Below are 18,150 nucleotides of genomic sequence, written 5' to 3'. Positions count from 1 at the left end.
CGGCCTGGCGTTTCGTACGCTTTTAGGGAGCTTCTATGACCGCCGAGAACCAGAACACGACAAGCGCGATCAGCCTGCCCTCGGCTTTCGCGACGCGTTCTGTCACGGAGGCTTCCGCCTTCCTGCGCGAGCAATTGCTCGCCGTCATCCGCCGCCATATGCCTGAGATCGAAGCTGTGGTGCGCGACTCGAAGGCGGGCGCGGGCCTTGCGCCGAAACAGATGGCGCGCGCGCTGCAGGCGCAGGGGATTATCTTCCAGCTCGTCTCCATCGCCGAACAGGCCTACGCCATGCGCCGGCGCCGGCGCATCGAGCGCGAAAGAGGCCATGACAAGCTGCTCGGCACGTTCGATTACGTGCTGTCCAGCGCCGCCAATGCGGGCGTCGGCGCGGCGGAAGTGCGCGCGCAATTGCAGACGCTGCGCATCCGCCCGGTCATCACGGCGCATCCGACCGAAGCCAAGCGCGTTTCGATCCTCGAAAAGTACCGCCGCATCTATCTGCTGATGCGTGAGCTGGAATCCACACGCTGGACCGACCGCGAGCGCGAAGCCCTGGTGAAGTCGATCTACGATCTAATCGAGCTTTTGTGGCTCACCGGCGAATTGCATCTGGAAAAGCCCACCGTCGAGCATGAAGTGCACTGGGGCCAGCACTTCTTCCAGGAAAGCATCTTCGATCTCGCGCCGGAGCTTCTCTCCTCCTTCGAGCGCGCGCTGAAGCGCCATTATCCGCAGGAGAAATTCGAGGTCACGCCCTTCTTCCAGTTCGGCTCCTGGATCGGCGGCGACCGCGACGGCAATCCCTTCGTCACCAATGAGGTGACGCGCCAGACGATGCGGCTGAACGCGACGGCGAGCCTCAATTATTATCGCAACCGCGTGGTCGATCTCGTGCGCATGCTGTCGATCAGCGAGCGCGCCGCCGTGATTCCGCCGGCGTTCAAGGAAGAGCTGTCGCGCCGCCTCAAGGAGCTGCCGGACGGCGCCGGCATCGCGCAGCGCAACTTCAACGAGCCCTATCGCCAGTTCGTCACGACGATCCTGCGCAAGATCGACAATACGCTTGCTGCGACAAACGACGAGCCGACGACCGGCCCGCGCTACACGAGCGCCGACAAGCTCATCGGCGATCTGCTGCTGCTCGAATCGGTGCTGATCGACGCCAAGAGCGAGGCGCTCGCGACCGACCTCGTACGCCCGCTGCGCCGCGCTGTGGAAATCTTCCGCTTCAGCACGGTGCGTCTCGACATTCGCCAGAACACCACGCGCACCACTTCGGCGCTGCAGGAATTGTGGCGCATCAAGACCGAGGGCGAGACGGCCCCTGATGTGACGTCCGACGAATGGCGCGCGTGGGTCATGAAGGAGCTCGACGCGCCGCGCGCGGCCCCCATTCCGCGTGACACGCTCACCGCTGATACGCGCGACATCATCGAGATGTTCGAGGTTGTCGCCGATATGCGCGCGCGGCTCGATCGCGAGGCCTTCGGCAGCTTCATCCTGTCGATGACCTCCTCCGCCAATGACGTCCTGGGCATCTATCTGCTGGCGAAAGAGGCGGGTCTCTTCGCCGACGCCGCGGGCGTCGATCATCTGACTTTGCCGATCGTGCCGCTCTTCGAGACGATCACTGATCTGCAGGACGCGCCGGCGATCATGCGCGATCTGCTGCAGATTCCGCTCATCCGCCGCAGCACCCGCGCGCAGGGCGATCTGCAGGAAGTGATGATCGGCTATTCCGACTCCAATAAGGATGGCGGCTTCCTGTCGTCGAACTGGGAGCTGTTCAAGGCGCAGGCGCGCCTCACGGAAGTGGGGCAGGAGATGGACATCGCCATCGCCTTCTTCCATGGCCGCGGCGGCTCCGTCTCGCGCGGCGGCGCGCCAACCGGCCACGCCATCGCGGCGCAACCGGCGGGCTCGATCCGCGGCCGCTTCCGCGTCACCGAGCAGGGCGAAGTCGTCTCCTTCAAATACGCCAATCGCGGCACGGCAGCCTATCAGATGGAGCTGCTCGCCTCCTCCGTCTTCCAGCATGCGCTGAAATCCGAGCGCGAGGACGCGCTGGTGCCGCGCAAGGATTTCGACGAGGCGCTCGAGGAAATCTCCTTCGCGTCCTTCGCTGTCTATGAGCGGCTCGTCTCCGACCCGGATATGGTCGCCTATTTCCAGGCCGCGAGCCCGCTCGAAGAGATTTCCCTGCTCAACATCGGCTCGCGCCCGGCGCGCCGCTTCGGCGCCAAGAGCCTTGCCGATTTGCGCGCGATCCCGTGGGTCTTCGCCTGGGCGCAGAACCGCCATTCGATCACCGGCTGGTATGGCGTGGGCTCCGGCCTCAAGGCCTATCTCGATACGCATGGCGATCGCGGCCTCGAATTGCTGCGCTGGATGTTCGAGGACTCCCGCCTCTTCCGCCTCATCCTCGATGAGGTCGAGAAGACGCTGGCGCTTGTCGATCTCTCGATCGCCAGGGCCTACGCCAGCCTCGTCGCCGACGAAGCCGTGCGAGAGAAGATTTTCAAGATGATCGAGGACGAATATGCGCTCACCCGCGAGATGGTGCTGCGCGTGACGGGCGATCGCGACCTCACCGACCGCTTCAAGGAATATGCCGCGCGGCTGGAGCACCGGCTGCCGGTGATCAACGAAGTCAATCGCGAACAGGTTGAATTGCTGCGCCGCTTCCGTGAGGCGCAAGACGAGGACGAGAAGGAGGCTGTGAAAGCGCCTCTGCTCATCTCCATCAGTTGCATCGCCGCCGGCCTCGGGGCCACTGGCTAAATGCATCCTGACGCGCTTCCAGCAGGCGCATCTTTGGGACCAATGAAGAAAGGAAAATCGTTATGAGCTTTACCCTGATCGAGCAGGCCACGCCGCGCCTGCACCGTTCCGAACTCGCCGTGCCGGGCTCCGCGCCGGGCATGTTCGAGAAGGCCGCCCAGTCGAAGGCCGACCAGATCTTCCTCGACCTCGAAGACGCTGTCGCCCCCGATGACAAGGAGCAGGCGCGCAAGAACATCATCCAGGGCCTCAACGACATCGATTGGGGCAAGAAGGTGATGACGCTGCGCATCAACGGCCTCGACACGCAATATTGCTACCGCGACGTCGTCGACGTTCTCGAGAACTGCCCGCGTCTCGACGTCGTGCTGATTCCGAAGGTCGGCGTGCCGGCCGACGTCTACGCGATCGACATGATGATCACGCAGATCGAGCAGTACAAGAAGCGCACCAAGCGCATCGGCATCGAAATCCTGATCGAGACCGCGCTCGGCATGGCCAATGTCGAAGCCATCGCCCAGTCCTCCAAGCGCCTTGAGGCGATGTCCTTCGGCGTCGCCGACTACGCCGCCTCGACCCGCGCCCGCACCACCGTCATCGGCGGCGTGAACCCGGACTACGGCGTTCTCACCGACAAGGACGAGAAGGGCAACCGCGACTACTACTGGATGGATCAGTGGCACGCCGCCCAGACCCGCATGATGGTCGCCTGCCGCGCCTATGGCCTGCGCCCGATCGACGGCCCGTTCGGCGACTTCAACGATCCGGAAGGCTATAAGGCCGCCGCCAAGCGCGCCGCGGTTCTCGGCTACGAAGGCAAGTGGGCGATCCACCCCTCGCAGATCGAGCTGGCGAACGAGGTCTTCACGCCGTCCGAAGCGGAAGTGAACAAGGCCCGCCGCATCCTCGACGCGATGGCCCAGGCCGCCAAGGAAGGCAAGGGCGCCGTGTCGCTCGACGGCCGCCTGATCGACATCGCTTCGATCCGCATGGCCGAGGCGCTCATCGAGAAGGCCAACGCCATCGGGGCGTAACGAATTCTCCCCCTCCCCGCTTTTGCGGGGAGGGGGACTCTCCCTTCTCCCGCTCGCGGGAGAAGGTGGCCCCGCGAAGCGGGGTCGGATGAGGGCCGTTGAGACTCCCGTGCTTTCAGTTATGTGCGACTCTTTTTGAGACCACGACGATGCTCAAACGCTGGGCTGATCGAAGCGAATAACGCCGACGTTTCCCTCTCATACGAAAGCCATTAGGACAGGCCCAGGCAACGCCGAAGACCCTCATCCGACCCCGCTCCGCGGGGCCACCTTCTCCCGCTCGCGGGAGAAGGAGAAACCCCAAGATTTGTGAATAGGGCCAGCAACCCATGTCCGACGACCACCGCCAGCTTCTCCGCGCCATGTTCGACGCCGCCGTCGGCGCCGCGCATCCGTCCCTTTGCCTGCCCAAGCATCTCGAAAAGATCGCGCCGCCCAAGGGGCGCACGATCGTCATCGGCGCCGGCAAGGCGGCCGCTTCCATGGCGGCGGCGGTCGAGGCGCATTGGAAGGGCGGGCCGCTCGAAGGCTTGGTCGTCACCCGCTACGAGCACGGCGCGCAAACCAAGCAGATCGAGGTGATCGAAGCCTCGCACCCCGTGCCCGACGCCGCCGGCCGCGAGGCCGCCAAGCGTATCCTGCAAAAGGTGCAGGGCCTCACCGAGGACGATCTCGTGCTGGCGCTCATCTCCGGCGGCGGCTCGGCGCTGATGGCGCTGCCGGCCGAGGGCGTGACGCTCGAAGAAAAGCAGGCGGTCAACAAGGCCCTTCTCAAGAGCGGCGCCAATATCTCCGAGATGAATTGCGTGCGTAAGCACCTCTCGGCGATCAAGGGGGGCCGTCTTGCCCGCGCCGCCGCGCCCGCGCACGTTGTGGCGCTGATGATCTCCGACGTGCCGAACGATGATCTTTCCGTCATCGCCTCCGGCCCCACCGTGCCCGATCCCACGACGCGCGCGGACGCGCTCGCGGTGATCGCCAAATATAAAATTGACGCGCCGGCCGCCGTGCTGAATCACCTCGCGAGCCCGGATTGCGAAACGCCCAAGCCCGGCGACGCCATCTTCGGCCGCGTCGAGAACATCCTCATCGCGACGCCGCAAGGCTCACTCGACGCCGCCGCCGCCGTCGCCAAGGCAGCGGGCTTTACCCCCTGCATCCTCGGCGATCTCGAAGGCGAGTCGCGCGACGTCGCGCTGGTTCACGCGGGCGTCGCCAAGCAGATCGCCCTCCATAACCAACCTTTCCAGCCGCCGGTCGCGATCATCTCCGGCGGCGAGACGACGGTCACCGTGCGCGGCAATGGCAAGGGCGGCCGCGACGCGGAGTTCCTGCTGGGCCTGACGCTGGCGCTCGAAGGCTTCGGCGGCATTTCTGCAATCGCCTGCGACACCGACGGCATTGATGGCGTCGAGACCAACGCCGGCGCCATCATGACGCCCGACAGTTTCGCCCGCGCGCAGGCCAAGGGCGTGGATCTCAAGGCGCTCTTCGCCAACAATGACGCCTTCACGGCCTTCGAGGCGCTCGGCGATCTCGTGGTGACGGGGCCGACGCGCACCAACGTCAACGACTTCCGCGTGATCCTTGTGCCCAAGCAGGGCTGACGCCGATACGCGCGGCGCGAGCCCCTTTGGGACGCTGCGCCGCGCACAATAAAAGACATACCAAGCATCACCTTCGTTTCGCCCCTTTTTCCGTCGACAAGGGCTGCTTGTAAGGCGGCTGCGCGTCGGCTTGCGCCGCCAAGCGCATCAGGGCTCCGAATCGAGATTAACGAACTCTACTCAGCCGCGTCATGCCCGCGCTTGTCGCGGGCATCCACGCCAGGACATAACGACAAGCGGGGAAAAGAAGCGGCATTGCTCCCGCTCATGCTCTCAGCTTTTCCGCATCTGCGCGGCGTGGATGGCCGCGACAAGCGCGGCCATGACGTTGGAACACATCTGCTCGTCAACCCGAATTCGGCGCCCTGCGTCCCACGTCAACCGGCTTGACACAGCCTCATCAGGCTGTTCATTAAAGACAACGGTTCCTTTCGGATGAAAAGGGAATGCGGTGCGGGCTTCGGCCCAATGCCGTAGCTGCCCCCGCAACTGTAAGCGGTGAGCGTGAAGCCAGACAGCCACTGGGCGCAAGCTCGGGAAGGCGGCCTCACGTGACGACCCGCGAGCCAGGAGACCTGCCGTTGTTCGTGGTCACGCGCGAAAGCGCCGGGCGGGGTGCACCGGGGCGGTCATCGGCTCTTGTCGTCGTGCGACGAGGTTGTGACCATTCGCAGTGACGGTCCACGTCCGCTGCGAGTCAGCCCATGTTTTCGCGCCGCCGTTTTGGCCTGCTTCTCTCTGTCACCGTTGTTCTCTCGAACGCCGCTTCCGCCCAGCAGGCGTTGCCAACCATCAGCATTGGCGCGCGCCCATCCACGCGAGCCGTAACGCCCGCTCACACACGACAGCCTTTGCCCTCATCGCCGGCCTTCGCCGCCGCAGCGCCGCCTGCGCCTGCAGCAAACGCGCCTCCGCCGCCGCCTATCACCGCATCGAGCGAGAAGTTCTTCACCGGCAAGGAAGTCAATTCCATCCCCTTCGCGCGCCCCGGCGAGGCGCTGGAGATCGTGCCCGGCCTCGTCGTCACGCAACACTCGGGGGACGGCAAGGCGAACCAATATTTCCTACGCGGTTTCAACCTCGACCACGGTTCCGATCTTGCCCTTTATCTCGACGGCATGCCGCTCAACATGCGCACGCATGGGCACGCCCAGGGCTATGCGGATTCGAATTTTCTCATCCCGGAGCTGCTCGGTTACGTGCTTGCCCGCAAGGGGCCATATGACGCGCAGGACGGCGACTTCGCCTCCGCCGGCTCGGTCTATCTCCAATATGAGGACAAGATCGATACGGGCTTTTATCAGCTCACCGGGGGCAATTTCGGTTACGGGCGCGCGCTCGCCGTCGCGCCTTACAAGGATCTTGCCGGCGGCTCCGCCTATGGCGCCGTCGAGTCGCAATATTACAACGGGCCCTGGGAGCGCGGCGACAATCTGCGCAAGATCAACAGCGTGTTCCGCTGGTCGCGCGGCGAGCAGGAGGACGGCGCGTCCGTCACCTTCATGGGCTACGCCAATAAGTGGTATGCGACCAACCAGCTTCCGCAACGCGCGGTCGTCGGCGGTCTTATCCCGCTATGGGGAACGCTGAACCCGACGGATGGCGGCGACACCACACGCCTCTCGCTTTCCGCGCGCTGGAGCCAGACGGAAGGCAATCACGCGAGCCGCGTTGAAGCCTATGTCGTCCGCTCGACGCTCGATATCTACAACGACTTCACCTATTTTCTCGCGAACCCGAATCTCGGCGATCAATTCCGCCAGTTCGATCGGCGCTGGATCGCAGGCGTCGATGCCCAGCACAAGATCAAATGGGAGAGTTTCGGCCTGCCGGTCGAGACGCGCATCGGCTTGCAGGGCCGCTATGACGATATTCGCCTCGGCTTGCAGAACTCGTTCCGCCGCACGCCCTATGAGACGGTCCGCAACGACGCTGTTGGCGAGGGCAGCATCAGCTTCTGGACCGATACGAGCGTGCGTTGGACTCCTTGGTTGAAGACCATCGCGGGCGGGCGGTTCGATTATTACAACGCCAACGTCACTTCGCTGCAATCGCTCTGGGGCGCGCCGGTCGTGGCGACGAGCACGGGCGCGCCCGCCTTCTTATGGACAGGCCCGTGGAACAGCGGCTCGAAGGACGCTGCGCTTTTCAGCCCCAAAGCGTCAATCATTCTCGGCCCCTGGGCGAAGACAGAATTCTTCGCCAATTACGGCGAGGGCTTCCACTCGACCGATGCGCGCGGCGCGGCGCAGAGGTTCGACACTTCGGCTTTGTCGGATGAAGACACCTTCCTGCGCGTCGCGCCCATTCCGCTCCTGGTGAAATCGCGCGGCGCCGAGATTGGCGCGCGCACGAAATTCATCGAGGGGCTCGATTCGAGCGTTAGCTTCTTCTGGCTCAATCTCGACTCGGAAAATCAGTTCGAGGGCGACAGCGGCACGACGATCTACGGCCGCCCGAGCCGCCGCTACGGCGTCGAGATCGCCAATCACTATCGGCCTGTCTCCTGGATCAATTTCGACGGCGACGTCGCGCTGGCGCATGCGCGCTATCGTGGCTTCGACACGGCGCAGGCGCTCGCCTACGCCGATCTGCTGACGCCGGCGGCTTTCCCTTATGGAACCTTCCTCGGCAACGCGCCCGGGAATTTCCTGCAAAACGCCGTCGCCGTGACGGCCATGGGCGGGCTGGAGCTGGGCGAGGCGACGGGCTGGTTCGGGGCGATCAAATATCGCTATATCGGCTCCCGCCCGTTGACCGAGGACGGTTATCTGAAATCCCCCGCGACAGGCACGGTTAATGCAAGGCTCGGCTATCGTTGGTCCGATGGCTGGCGGTTGCAGTTAGACGCCTTCAACATCTTCAACTCACGCTCCGACCAGATCACCTATGGCTATGGCTCACTGTTGCCGAGCGATCCGCTCTACGGCCAGTGCCGCGCGGGCGTCGCGCCGGGCGCAGTCTGCGCCATCGGCGTGATGGACCGCCACTTCAAGCCCGTGGAGCCGCCCGCTGTGCGCGTGACCTTCTCGGGGCCATTGAACTTCGATACGTCGGTGACAAAGCTGCCGGATGTAGCGGAGCCTCTTCGAGCGTTTTCGAACTAACGCCGGGGCCATCGACAGCTTCGCCCCCGCGCAGGCGAAGGGCGTCGGTCTCAAGGCGCTCTTCGCCAACAACGACGCCTTCGCGGCCTTCGAGGGGCTGGGCGTGTTGTGGTGACGGGAGCGACGCGCGCCAACGTCAACGACTTCCGCGTGATCCTGGCGCCGAAGCAGGGCCGGCGCTGAGCCAAGGCTCGGAATCTAGGTTAACAAACCCTACACAGCCGCGTCATGCCCGCGCTCGTCGCGGGCATCCACGCCGGGACATCACGACTCGCGGGGTGAAGAAGCGGCGTTGCTCCCGCTCATGTTCTCAGCTTTTCCGCGTCGGCGCGGCGTGGATGGCCGCGACAAGCGCGGCCATGACGCCGGAACACGTCCGCTCGTTAACCTGAATTCGGAGCCCTGGGCGCCACCCGCGCGCCGTAGACCGTCAAACGATTTTTTGCTATCGTTTGATATGTGCCTCTGATGGGCCAACGGTCCGCGTAAAGGGCTCAGCCCAATCAATATGCCAAGTGCATAGAACCTGACTTCCTGCCCGATCGACGCGGACACCGGGCAATGATGGAAGGAAGGTTTCATGGCTCCTCAAATCACTGCGCGCGCCTTACGGGCCTTGCCAGAACGTCCCAATCTCGAGCACCTGCGAAAGGAAGCGAAGCAGCGGCTGAAGCTACTTCGCCACGCCGATCCGTCGGCCACCCTTGCCGTAGCGCAACGGGAGGTTGCTCGCGATTATGGTTTATCCAGTTGGCGACGCTTGGTGGCGCTATTCCGTCCGACCGCCGGGATTGTTCCAGATGTTCCTGACTGGCGGGATCATTGGGCGCGGGTAACCCAGATGCTGGAAGCCCGCGATCGCGGCGACTGGCGCGCGATGGAGAAGACCTACCGAGAGCTGATCGCTCATACCCGGCCAACCCGTCGCGATTCACTGGAGGCGGATTTCGCCTTTTCCCTAGTGCAATATTCTAAGAAGCCGGAAGAGGCGCGTCGCATCTTTGATCGACTGATGCGCAAGCCGACGCCGGAGATCATGGCTTATTATGCGCGGTTCGCCCACATGATCGGCGAAACCGACATTGATCAATGGGAAGCCATGCTCCGCCGCGCCGTAGCGCTTGGCGACGATGCCGTGGCGTTCAATCATTACGCCAATTTTCTTTGGAGGGAACGCAACAATCGCGCTGAGGCGGAGCGCTGGTTTCGCAAGGCAGCCGAAATGGACACAGGATCTCCCGATTCAGACGCTGCAATGCGCGGAATCTACGCCACGTTCCTCTGGGAAGGGGGCGACCCCGTCACAGCCGAAACATGGTTTCACCTGGCATTCCTCAAATCACGGATGGATTTGCAAGCGATATCGTCTTTCGCTGCAATGCTGACAGCCACCGGCCGCGTCGACGCGGGACTGGCTTTGGTGACAGAGCTTTTGAGCCATCCGCGTTTGCAGGAGTTGCCAAAGCGAATTGCTTGCGGGTTCGAACTGCTTGGCTGGTTCTTGCGCTACGCCCACGGCGATGAGGGCATGCGCAGACACGCTCTGACCGAAATTCGCGCGCGCCTCGCCGGCTGCCAACCATTAGGACGCTTTCTGGACCTTGGTCGCAACGCTAGAGCCGCTGCAGCCGCAGGGCACCCAGCGGCCGATCTCGTTGCGGCTTCAGCAAAAATGTTGCAGTCCGATGCGGGTAGAGCCGCAGAGGCGCTTGCTGAAGTTGAGCGCTGCCCGGCATGGCGAGACTAAGATAGGCAGCGCATCGGTTCGACGTCGCTACGTAAAAGCCCGTCCCTGGGCGGGCTTTTTCCAAGGCGCAACTATTCCTAAGATGTTGCCGCATGAGGCCCCTTATGAAACCCGCGGTCAAAAGGCCGCTTGGGGCGATGCCGCCTCTAAACAAATTTGTCGCCAACTCGGCAACGAGCCATGGGCGGCGTTTCAAAACCAAGTGCTTGAGATAATGGCGAGAGAGACGGGGCTCGAACCCGCGACCTCCGGCGTGACAGGCCGAATATTTGATTGAGCTTTCAAAGCGATAGGTTTCGGAACCGACCAAAAATAGACCTTTAAAATCAACAATGGCCAAGGGCGGACTTGGAATGAAAAATTCCCTGTCCGGCGGTCGCCTGCGCCAGTTGAGGGCAGGGCGCTCTTGAGCGAGATAACGACGCCTGAGAGTATCAGGCCCGAACAGCGCGGGCTGGAAACCTCCCCGAGACGTCCCTTGCGGCTTGGGAAGAGCGGGTCACTCGGCGAGGAAATTCGAAAGCCGTGATCTTAGGAACTCGTCGTCGTTTGTTTCGCACTCCCAAATAATGAGGACACGCCATCCGAGTGCCTGTAGATCTAGTACGCTACGCTTGTCCCGCGTTACATTCTCACGAAATTTGTTCTGCCAGTAAACGGCTCTCGCCTTGGGTGTCGTCGATTTAGGACAACCTTCGTGACGGTGCCAGAAGCAGCCGTGCACGAAAACAACCTTACGAAGGCGCGGGAAAACTAGATCGGGGCTGCCCGGAAGGTTTCTGCGATGCAGGCGAAAACGATATCCCATGGCGTGTGCTACACGCCTGACTCTAAGCTCCGGTTTGGTGTCTTTCCCACGTACTCGGGCCATCAGTTGCCGTCGTTCGGGAGTGACGGTCTCGAATAGTTTTGTCGTCATGGCCGACGTATTTTACGCGGGAGGTCGACCCGGAGGGAAGCGGAAAAGCCGTTCGAACGTCTCGTCAAATGAACGACGATCCTCGGATGCCAAGCCTTCCTGATCGATTCTGCTTAAAGAGTGCCATTTCGGAAGCGGAGTGCGGACTAGAAAACGCTTATAGAATCGGAACCAGCCTTCTGTCAGGTAAGGGGACTCGGCGGCAGCGGTTAACCGAAGCAAGCCTGCATTGAGTACTCGCTGAAGAGGGCGTAGAGGCCATTCCCCTGGCCAGATCGCGTAAACGGAATGGGATGGCACACCTCCACTTTCGTCGGCGAAAGCAATTGGATCGCGACACAATTCAGGCAGCAGGAGCTTAGGGCTCTCGCGCCAGTGTGGGCCGATTGCGTCGATGGTGCTCCACCATTTGGCCCCCGCACGAACTTGGCTCCTATCTTTGAGCTTCCGCTCGTGATTTCGGATCCACGCTGAAAATCGGGGATATTCGTCCAGATCGATTAGTTGACCGGATTTGTCGTAAGGAGCAGCCAGGAGAAGCTCCGATGGGCGCGCCTTTTCGCCCACAAGGCCTTTCCTCTCAATATATGGCCAGAGAAGGTCCTCCTCGATGTCGTTCGCGTTTTCTTTCGTTAAGAGAAATGTACCACCGCATCCTAAAGCTGGCCCCACGCGCACGCGGCAACCCGCGTCAGCCAGCGTGCCAAATTGCTCGACCATCTTACCATGGAAAGTCCGTGCCTTCCCTCTATCCGAAGTCGTCTCTTCTTTCGAAGAGCAACCCATCGATGAAAAACGTACTATTGCGGAATAAGCTCCGACGCGTTTCGTGAATGGATTGCTGGGTCGGTCATCAATAACTTCGAGATTCCAGCCGTCCGCACGGCATTCGGCGAGGAAATCTGCTCCATATTGGGCAAACATCCATCGATCACTTACGAGCGCCGATACCAGGCCATCGTCGCCAGCCCACTCGAGCATACGATCTAGGAACGCCAGCGCGATGTCACCGCGGCTAACGAGCGGGCGCAATGCCCTTCGATATCGTTCCGCCAAGGGGGGGGCAGCTTACTCCACCGTAAATAAGGGGGATTGGCGGCGATGTGCGTGACGTGCCGCGGATTTTCAAGGAGAAAATCACGGGTCTGTACCCAAGCGTCAGCTAGATTCTTGGCAGCTTGACGGTCGAAGCCTAGGTCTTCAAGCGTGCGTTTTAGGCGCCTCCGCGCGTTTGTGGCAGTGGCGCCATGGAATTCGAAGCCTTTAATTCGTGGTGCCAACCGCTTCTGAGATAAAGGTAAACCCACCGCTCGGAAGCTCGCGACGAGGCGTCGCGCCCCCTCCAAAAGAATAGCTCCCTCGCCCACGCAGGGCTCAAGAAGCACGCTGGATGTTAGGTCGGAATCCTCAGCCCAGCCAATCAGATCGAGTAGCCGCGAGGCAGTCGGCGGCGAGGTGTAAATAGCGCATCGCTCATGAAGAGCCTTGATCGCGTCGGCCGTGCTCACTCAGACAAATCCGCTCCGCTTTTTCCCATGGCGCCCTTATAGTACCTTTAACAGGTAGAGAGCTAGACGTTCTCAAACGAGCCAGGTGGCAGGGCGGATTGACAAGATTGATTTCATGGCAAATGAGCTTCGACCTGCACTCTCCGCGCCATGACGAGGAAGTGTCTAGGTGACGGGATTCCGGGTCGATACCAAGCTTTTTCAAGAACTTGGCGAGCTGCTGGTCGCCAAGGAAAGCACTGCGCTCGTCGAACTGATAAAAAATGCCTACGACGCGGACGCAACAATTGTGACCGTGACCGGCACGAATTTGGGGGATGCTGAACTCGGAAGCATCGTCGTATCGGACGACGGCACAGGTATGAACGCGGACGAATTTCGGCGGGGCTTCCTCACGATCGCGGGACGAACCAAGAACACTGGCGACCGACGATCACTGGTCTTCGGGCGGCGGTATACGGGCGAAAAGGGCGTGGGTCGGCTCGCCTCCCACAAGTTGGGAACAGCCCTAGAGGTAGTTTCACGAAAGGCAGGCCAAACCAAGCGTGGCACGTCGGCCTTCTCAGGCCCGAAAACCGAGTTGCGCGCGCGTATCGATTGGGCAGCAATTGAGCGTCTAGAGACTTTGGATGAAATAGAGACTTCTGGCGCCGTGCGAGTTCAAGAACGTCCTCTTGAACCGGTGCGTGCACGGACGGGGGGAAGCGGTACAACCCTTACTATTGCCCCACTACGGAAACCTTGGAGCAAGCGTACTCGCGACCGCTTTTTTGAGGAGGCCGCAACGTTGGCGCCGCACGCCGCCACTTGGGAGTCGCTACCTCCGGGCCTTCCCACAAGCCCTCTTTTATTCGACCGCATTCCCGTCCGCGATCAGCAAAACAGCGATCCGGGTTTTCAAATTCTCTTCGGTGGAGAATTAAGCATTGCAGATCAAGTACTCTCCGACTTGCCGCATAGCGCGACCTGGGTCGCAGAGCTAGAGTTCGAAAAAAGCACAGGAAGGTTGAGAGTTGCTGTCGCGCCGACTGCTCGAACCACGCGAGAAAATCCTAAGGCAGAGAGCTTCCGATTTGAGAAGAAGCTTCAGATCAATGCCGGCCCCTCGTTCCGTGGCAGGATTTTCCAAAAATCCGGATCGCGCTGGCCGAGTCAAGTACAAGGAATCCGTGTATTTATGGAGGGATTTCGAGTTCCACCTTACGGGAATTCGGCTGATGACTGGCTTGGTCTTTATCAAACTTATAAGCAGCGGGCTGCAAGGCATTTAATAAGCCTGAGCTCTCTGGATGACCTTAATTTGCCGCGTGGCCTCGAAAACGAGGAGCTGCAGTTGCAGCCCAATGAAGCTTATATGGGGGCGATCTTCCTCCACCGTTCTACGAGCGCGGGGCTAGAGATGCTCATCAATCGGGAGGGTTTCCTGCCGGGTCACGAACTTAGTTTTATCAAGGAATGGACACGAGTAGCTACAGACCTGATTGTCCGACTTGGCTCCTTATCCAGAAGAGGCACAAAACTGGAGCGCAAAGACGACTCGCCACGTCAGCGGGAAGTTGCTTCGCGTGCGGATGTCAATGAAACTCCTTCCGCCCTTTTGGTTCGCGAAAATGCAATTCGTGCGGAGCGCGGATTTAATACAATCAAACAAGCGGTCGAGAGGAAAGACTTCGTAACCGCGGCAAAAGAAGCAGCCGCACTACAGCCTACCCTAACCGAGGTTCGAGAGCTAGCTGACCAATTTGGGAGCGAAGCAGTTCAATGGCGTGTTCTCGCTTCCCTCGGTGCCGAGCTCGCTGCGTTCGTGCACGAGATTAACTCCGTTGGATTACAAATTGGAAATCTTGCTCGCGACTTGGAAGCGGCTTCGGAAATATCGAACGTCACAAAGATGCGGGCGGCAATTCGGAAGTCGCGCCAACACGCGCTCGACCTCGCGGATCGAATTCGGCGGAATGCCGCGTATCTCATCGACACGACTAGTTTTGAAGGTAGGCGGCGGCGCACGAGGCAGCCTTTAAAAGAGCGTTTCGAAGCGGTTAGGCTATTTTTTGAATCGCGAGCCAATCAGAAGAAAATCTCGATTCGAAACGAGATAGAGCCCGCCCTGAAGACGCCGCCGATGTTCCCTTCCGAGGTCTCCGGAATTTTCACAAACCTCCTTTCAAATGCAGTTAAGTTCACCAACGTCGGAGGCCGAATTCGCGTAACCGCACGGGAATCCGGTGGATTCTTACATGTCCAGTTGGATAACACGGGAACGTCCGTTGACCTTCCGACTGCCGAAAAGCTTTTCGAAGCCTTTCGGTCGACAACCGAACGTCCTGATGCAGTCCTTGGTCAAGGAATGGGGATGGGCCTGACGATCACGCGCGCTTTCATCCAGGAGTATGGGGGCGAAATCCACTTCCAGAAACCTCCAGCAGGATTCGCGACCTCGATCCTGTTTTCGATCCCAACGAGGTAATCGAGGAAACGCCATGCCCGATATCGTTTACGTTGACGATGAGCCTGATCTGGCGATCTCAGCACAACAAGCACCGCATTTTGCTGTCTTCCGGTTTGAAGATCTGTCTGATGACGAGGCGTTTCGAGCGGCGAAGGAGGCGAGCCTTTGGCTATTTGATTTCTTTTTGGTAGGACATCCGGGCGCGGAAGGACGCGACGAGAACGGGCTCAGCCTCTTTAGCAAGTGGCGAGGCGCGCTTAGCCGCAATTACCCGCCAGTAGCTGTGGTAAGTAACGACTTGGAAAAAGTCTTGGGTTCGCCTCTTGGCCCACGTGCTAGGCTTCATGTTCAGGCTCAAGCGTTGGGCGTAGAGTGGCTTGGCGACAAGCGATGCGAACATGTCGTCGACAAATTAATAGAACTTGCGGAAGCATCGCGAACGCTTGCGTCTTCCATAAATAGTTCTGTGGCTAGCGAAGACGCAGAAGCTGCGATGACAATCGGCATTCAGCGACTCTGCTTTGAGTTGCTAAAAGCACCTAGCAATGCTCGATGGTGCAGAAGCGTAGAGCGACAGGTTGATCGCGCGCGACCGCCTCGTATAACGCCGCCGATCGATGGTGTGGGAGCTGCGAGGTTGATAATTGCTTGGCTTCTTCATCAAGTGTTGCCTTATCCTTCCTTCCTACTAAATGACACGCATGCTGCCGTTCGGCTAGGGCTAGATCTGGAAAGCTTCCGCCGTGTCATGGCTTGTGAGTGTGAGCTTTCTAAGCTAATTGGGAGCTGTATTTACGAAGGGCCGCTAAAGACCTTCGATAACAGGAGATGGTGGGGGGGCGGCATTGACTTTGTGGCTTGGGAGCTGTCCCAGGAACAGAGCGACTACGAAAGCGCTATTCTCCGAAAAGCTGAGGGACTTCGGGTTGATTTCTTGCGAATGGAGCAGCCCGTGATCGTTTCCGACTCAGATCTCGTCGAAACGAATGAAGTTGGGGAAGCGAGAGACTGTGTACGCGCTGCCGACGAAAGCTTTCCTCAGGGAGTGGAACCGGCATGGGTCAAATTGAGCGATGCTCTCGAAGACCGTAAACTAGCGGCGAAAGTAATATATGAAGATCAAGAGCTGATGGACGACGGAAATTCTCTATGATCATAGATCTACGCGAATATAGTAAGGAAGTCGTGGGTTACACGCGGACGGCGAAAAGCTTGGTTGAACGTGCGAGCCAGAGTGCGCTGGAAAAGGTGGCTCTGGACCTTGAGACCGGTCAGGACACACAAGATCATTTTTATTGGAATACCCCGAAGGCTATCCGAACTATAGAAACTCGCGATTATGATCGCGCCGGCCAATCGGCTCCGCCTGTTTATGTGGAATGGGGTTTCAGAGCTGAATTCACTCGCCAACCGGCTCCGAGGAGAAATGCAAAGTGGCGAATTGACGAATTAACCACACAGTTCAAGGTTTGGGCAGCCAGAGATACAACGCGTCCCGCCTTGGTCTTTCACATCGACAGGAAAAGTCCGGGCCAATTTGGGCCAGATTTCCATATGCAAGTGTCGGAAGACTACACTGCTTCGGCAGGGCCATTGCACCTCGCTGTTCCTCGCTTCCCCACGCATTGCCTCCTTCCAACGGATTGCCTCGACCTTGTATTGTCGGAGTTTTTTCAACAAAAGTGGTTAAAAGAGCAATCCGAAGGGCCGATTAATCTTATGCGCAGTGCGCAGCTCACGCGAGCAAAACTTTACTCTGAGGCTATAGCCGGAATGTGGCAGGCGAAACCTCGCAGCACTCCGATATCAGCGCTCCAGAATTTCCCTTTGCCGAGCCTGAACTTGTCGCATGAGAGTCGCTAGTCTTTTCAGTGGGATAGGCGGGTTCGAACTCGGGCTCGAGGCGCAAGACGACTTGGCGCTGATCAATGATATCGATGCAGCAGCCCAAGCCGTACTGGCGAAACGATTCCCCAACGTGCCTTTCATAGAGGACGTTGCAAACGTCTCCGTGACAGATTTACGCGACGCTGATCTGCTAGTCGCAGGATTTCCGTGCCAAGATGTCTCAATTGTTGGCGGTCAGAAAGGTTTGAATGGCGAAAGGACACCGCTAGTCAAACATGTTTTTCGGCTCGCACAGCAAGCCCGTCCGGATAGACTTCTACTTGAGAATGTTCAATCCATCCGCTTCGTACATGGAGGGCGAGTTTTGGCTCATCTAATGGACGAAGCCGAGCGCTTAGGATACGCGTGGGCCTATAGGACGTTAGACTCCCACGCGTTTGGACTGCCGCAGCGCCGAAGGCGTTTTTACTTCCTTGCATCGCGGGTTGACGATCCAGGAGAAGTATTACTCTCGGATCCAGGTAAGCCGGTGCCGAAGACGCGCTTGGATTTGGGGAAACCTATCGGCTTCTATTGGACCGAGGGTCGTGCCGGCCACGGCCTGACCGAGGATGCACTTCCTCCCGTGAAATCGGGTTCGGCGATTGGTATTGCTTCCCCACCGGCGGTATTGATGCCGGACGGCGCTGTCGTAGTGCCTACGATTGAGACTGCCGAACGGTTGCAGGGCTTTCCTGCCGGTTGGACCGACGCGGCGCCATTGCGTTCACGTTGGAGATTGGTTGGTAACTCAGTCTCTCCTCCAGTGGTGAGGTGGCTCGGAGAGCGGATAAAAGACCCGCGGCCATGGCAAAGGGTCCCTAGCGGGATTATGTCGAAAGACGTGGGCTTGCCGACCGCAGCGTGGGGCGATGGTAAAGGCAACCGGCGTCAAGTGATGGTGTTTGAGGGGCCGAGTGTCGTGGAGATCGGTAAGCTCTCCCAGCAGAAATTTGACTGGAGCCCTATTTCTTCACGAGCGCTCAAAGGATTCGTGACTCGAGCGAAATCAAGTCGGTTACGGTATCCGTCGGGGTTTCTTGAAAAACTTGAACTAGCGCTGGAGCGTCTTTGACCATGAGTGATGCTTGCAGCGATCGGCTGCAAAC

Annotated in this window: 11 protein-coding genes and 1 riboswitch; of the genes, 9 read left to right on the top strand and 2 right to left on the bottom strand. The window is 59.8% G+C overall.

From position 1 onward, the window contains the following. Positions 1–35: 35 nt before the first annotated feature. The 5 genes from QNA11_RS11535 to QNA11_RS11515 all read left to right on the top strand — a co-directional run bounded on the left by QNA11_RS11535 (position 36) and on the right by QNA11_RS11515 (position 10,278). A complete protein-coding gene (locus QNA11_RS11535; RefSeq protein WP_283483155.1) occupies positions 36–2,783 on the top strand; it encodes a phosphoenolpyruvate carboxylase in 2,748 nt (915 codons plus the stop codon). A 62-nt stretch (positions 2,784–2,845) separates the two neighbouring features. Next, positions 2,846–3,817, top strand: a complete 972-nt coding sequence (locus tag QNA11_RS11530; protein WP_281930531.1) for an HpcH/HpaI aldolase/citrate lyase family protein — start codon at positions 2,846–2,848, stop codon at positions 3,815–3,817. 329 nt (positions 3,818–4,146) lie between these two features. Beyond that, positions 4,147–5,424, top strand: coding sequence for a glycerate kinase type-2 family protein (locus QNA11_RS11525; protein ID WP_283483154.1), 1,278 nt, complete (start codon positions 4,147–4,149; stop codon positions 5,422–5,424). Positions 5,425–5,829: 405 nt separating this feature from the next. Beyond that, positions 5,830–6,021, top strand: a riboswitch (cobalamin riboswitch). Between the two features lie 107 nt (positions 6,022–6,128). Then, positions 6,129–8,531: a TonB-dependent receptor gene (locus QNA11_RS11520; RefSeq protein WP_283483153.1), complete on the top strand. Its 2,403-nt coding sequence runs from the start codon at positions 6,129–6,131 to the stop codon at positions 8,529–8,531. Positions 8,532–9,111: 580 nt separating this feature from the next. Further along, positions 9,112–10,278, top strand: a complete 1,167-nt coding sequence (locus QNA11_RS11515; protein ID WP_283483152.1) for a tetratricopeptide repeat protein — start codon at positions 9,112–9,114, stop codon at positions 10,276–10,278. Between the two features lie 499 nt (positions 10,279–10,777). Here the strand turns inward: QNA11_RS11515 and QNA11_RS11510 are convergent, their stop codons facing one another. Continuing rightward, on the bottom strand, positions 10,778–11,197 hold the full coding sequence (locus QNA11_RS11510; protein WP_283483151.1) for a very short patch repair endonuclease: 420 nt from the start codon (positions 11,195–11,197) through the stop codon (positions 10,778–10,780). A 12-nt stretch (positions 11,198–11,209) separates the two neighbouring features. Further along, a complete protein-coding gene (locus tag QNA11_RS11505) occupies positions 11,210–12,229 on the bottom strand; it encodes a hypothetical protein (RefSeq protein ID WP_283483150.1) in 1,020 nt (339 codons plus the stop codon). 645 nt (positions 12,230–12,874) lie between these two features. On the opposite strand from QNA11_RS11505, the gene QNA11_RS11500 reads away from it, so the two are divergent. From QNA11_RS11500 to QNA11_RS11485, 4 genes are read left to right on the top strand one after another with little or no spacing between them, the layout of a single operon-like run. Then, the gene (locus QNA11_RS11500; protein WP_283483149.1) at positions 12,875–15,172 is read left to right on the top strand and encodes a sensor histidine kinase; all 2,298 of its coding nucleotides are present in this window, start codon (positions 12,875–12,877) and stop codon (positions 15,170–15,172) included. Between the two features lie 13 nt (positions 15,173–15,185). Continuing rightward, positions 15,186–16,307: a hypothetical protein gene (locus QNA11_RS11495; protein WP_283483148.1), complete on the top strand. Its 1,122-nt coding sequence runs from the start codon at positions 15,186–15,188 to the stop codon at positions 16,305–16,307. Further along, positions 16,304–17,017, top strand: a complete 714-nt coding sequence (locus QNA11_RS11490; protein WP_283483147.1) for a hypothetical protein — start codon at positions 16,304–16,306, stop codon at positions 17,015–17,017. The genes QNA11_RS11495 and QNA11_RS11490 overlap by 4 nt, the downstream gene beginning before the upstream one ends. Then, positions 17,004–18,116 (top strand): DNA cytosine methyltransferase, encoded by a 1,113-nt coding sequence (locus tag QNA11_RS11485; protein ID WP_283483146.1) that lies wholly within the window; start codon positions 17,004–17,006, stop codon positions 18,114–18,116. Before QNA11_RS11490 ends, QNA11_RS11485 begins: the two co-directional genes overlap by 14 nt. The last annotated feature ends 34 nt before the right edge of the window (positions 18,117–18,150 follow it).

It is taken from the genome of Methylocystis sp. JR02 (assembly GCF_030063565.1).
In the GTDB taxonomy this organism is placed as follows: domain Bacteria; phylum Pseudomonadota; class Alphaproteobacteria; order Rhizobiales; family Beijerinckiaceae; genus Methylocystis; species Methylocystis iwaonis.
This window is presented reverse-complemented; position numbering and strand designations above follow the sequence as displayed.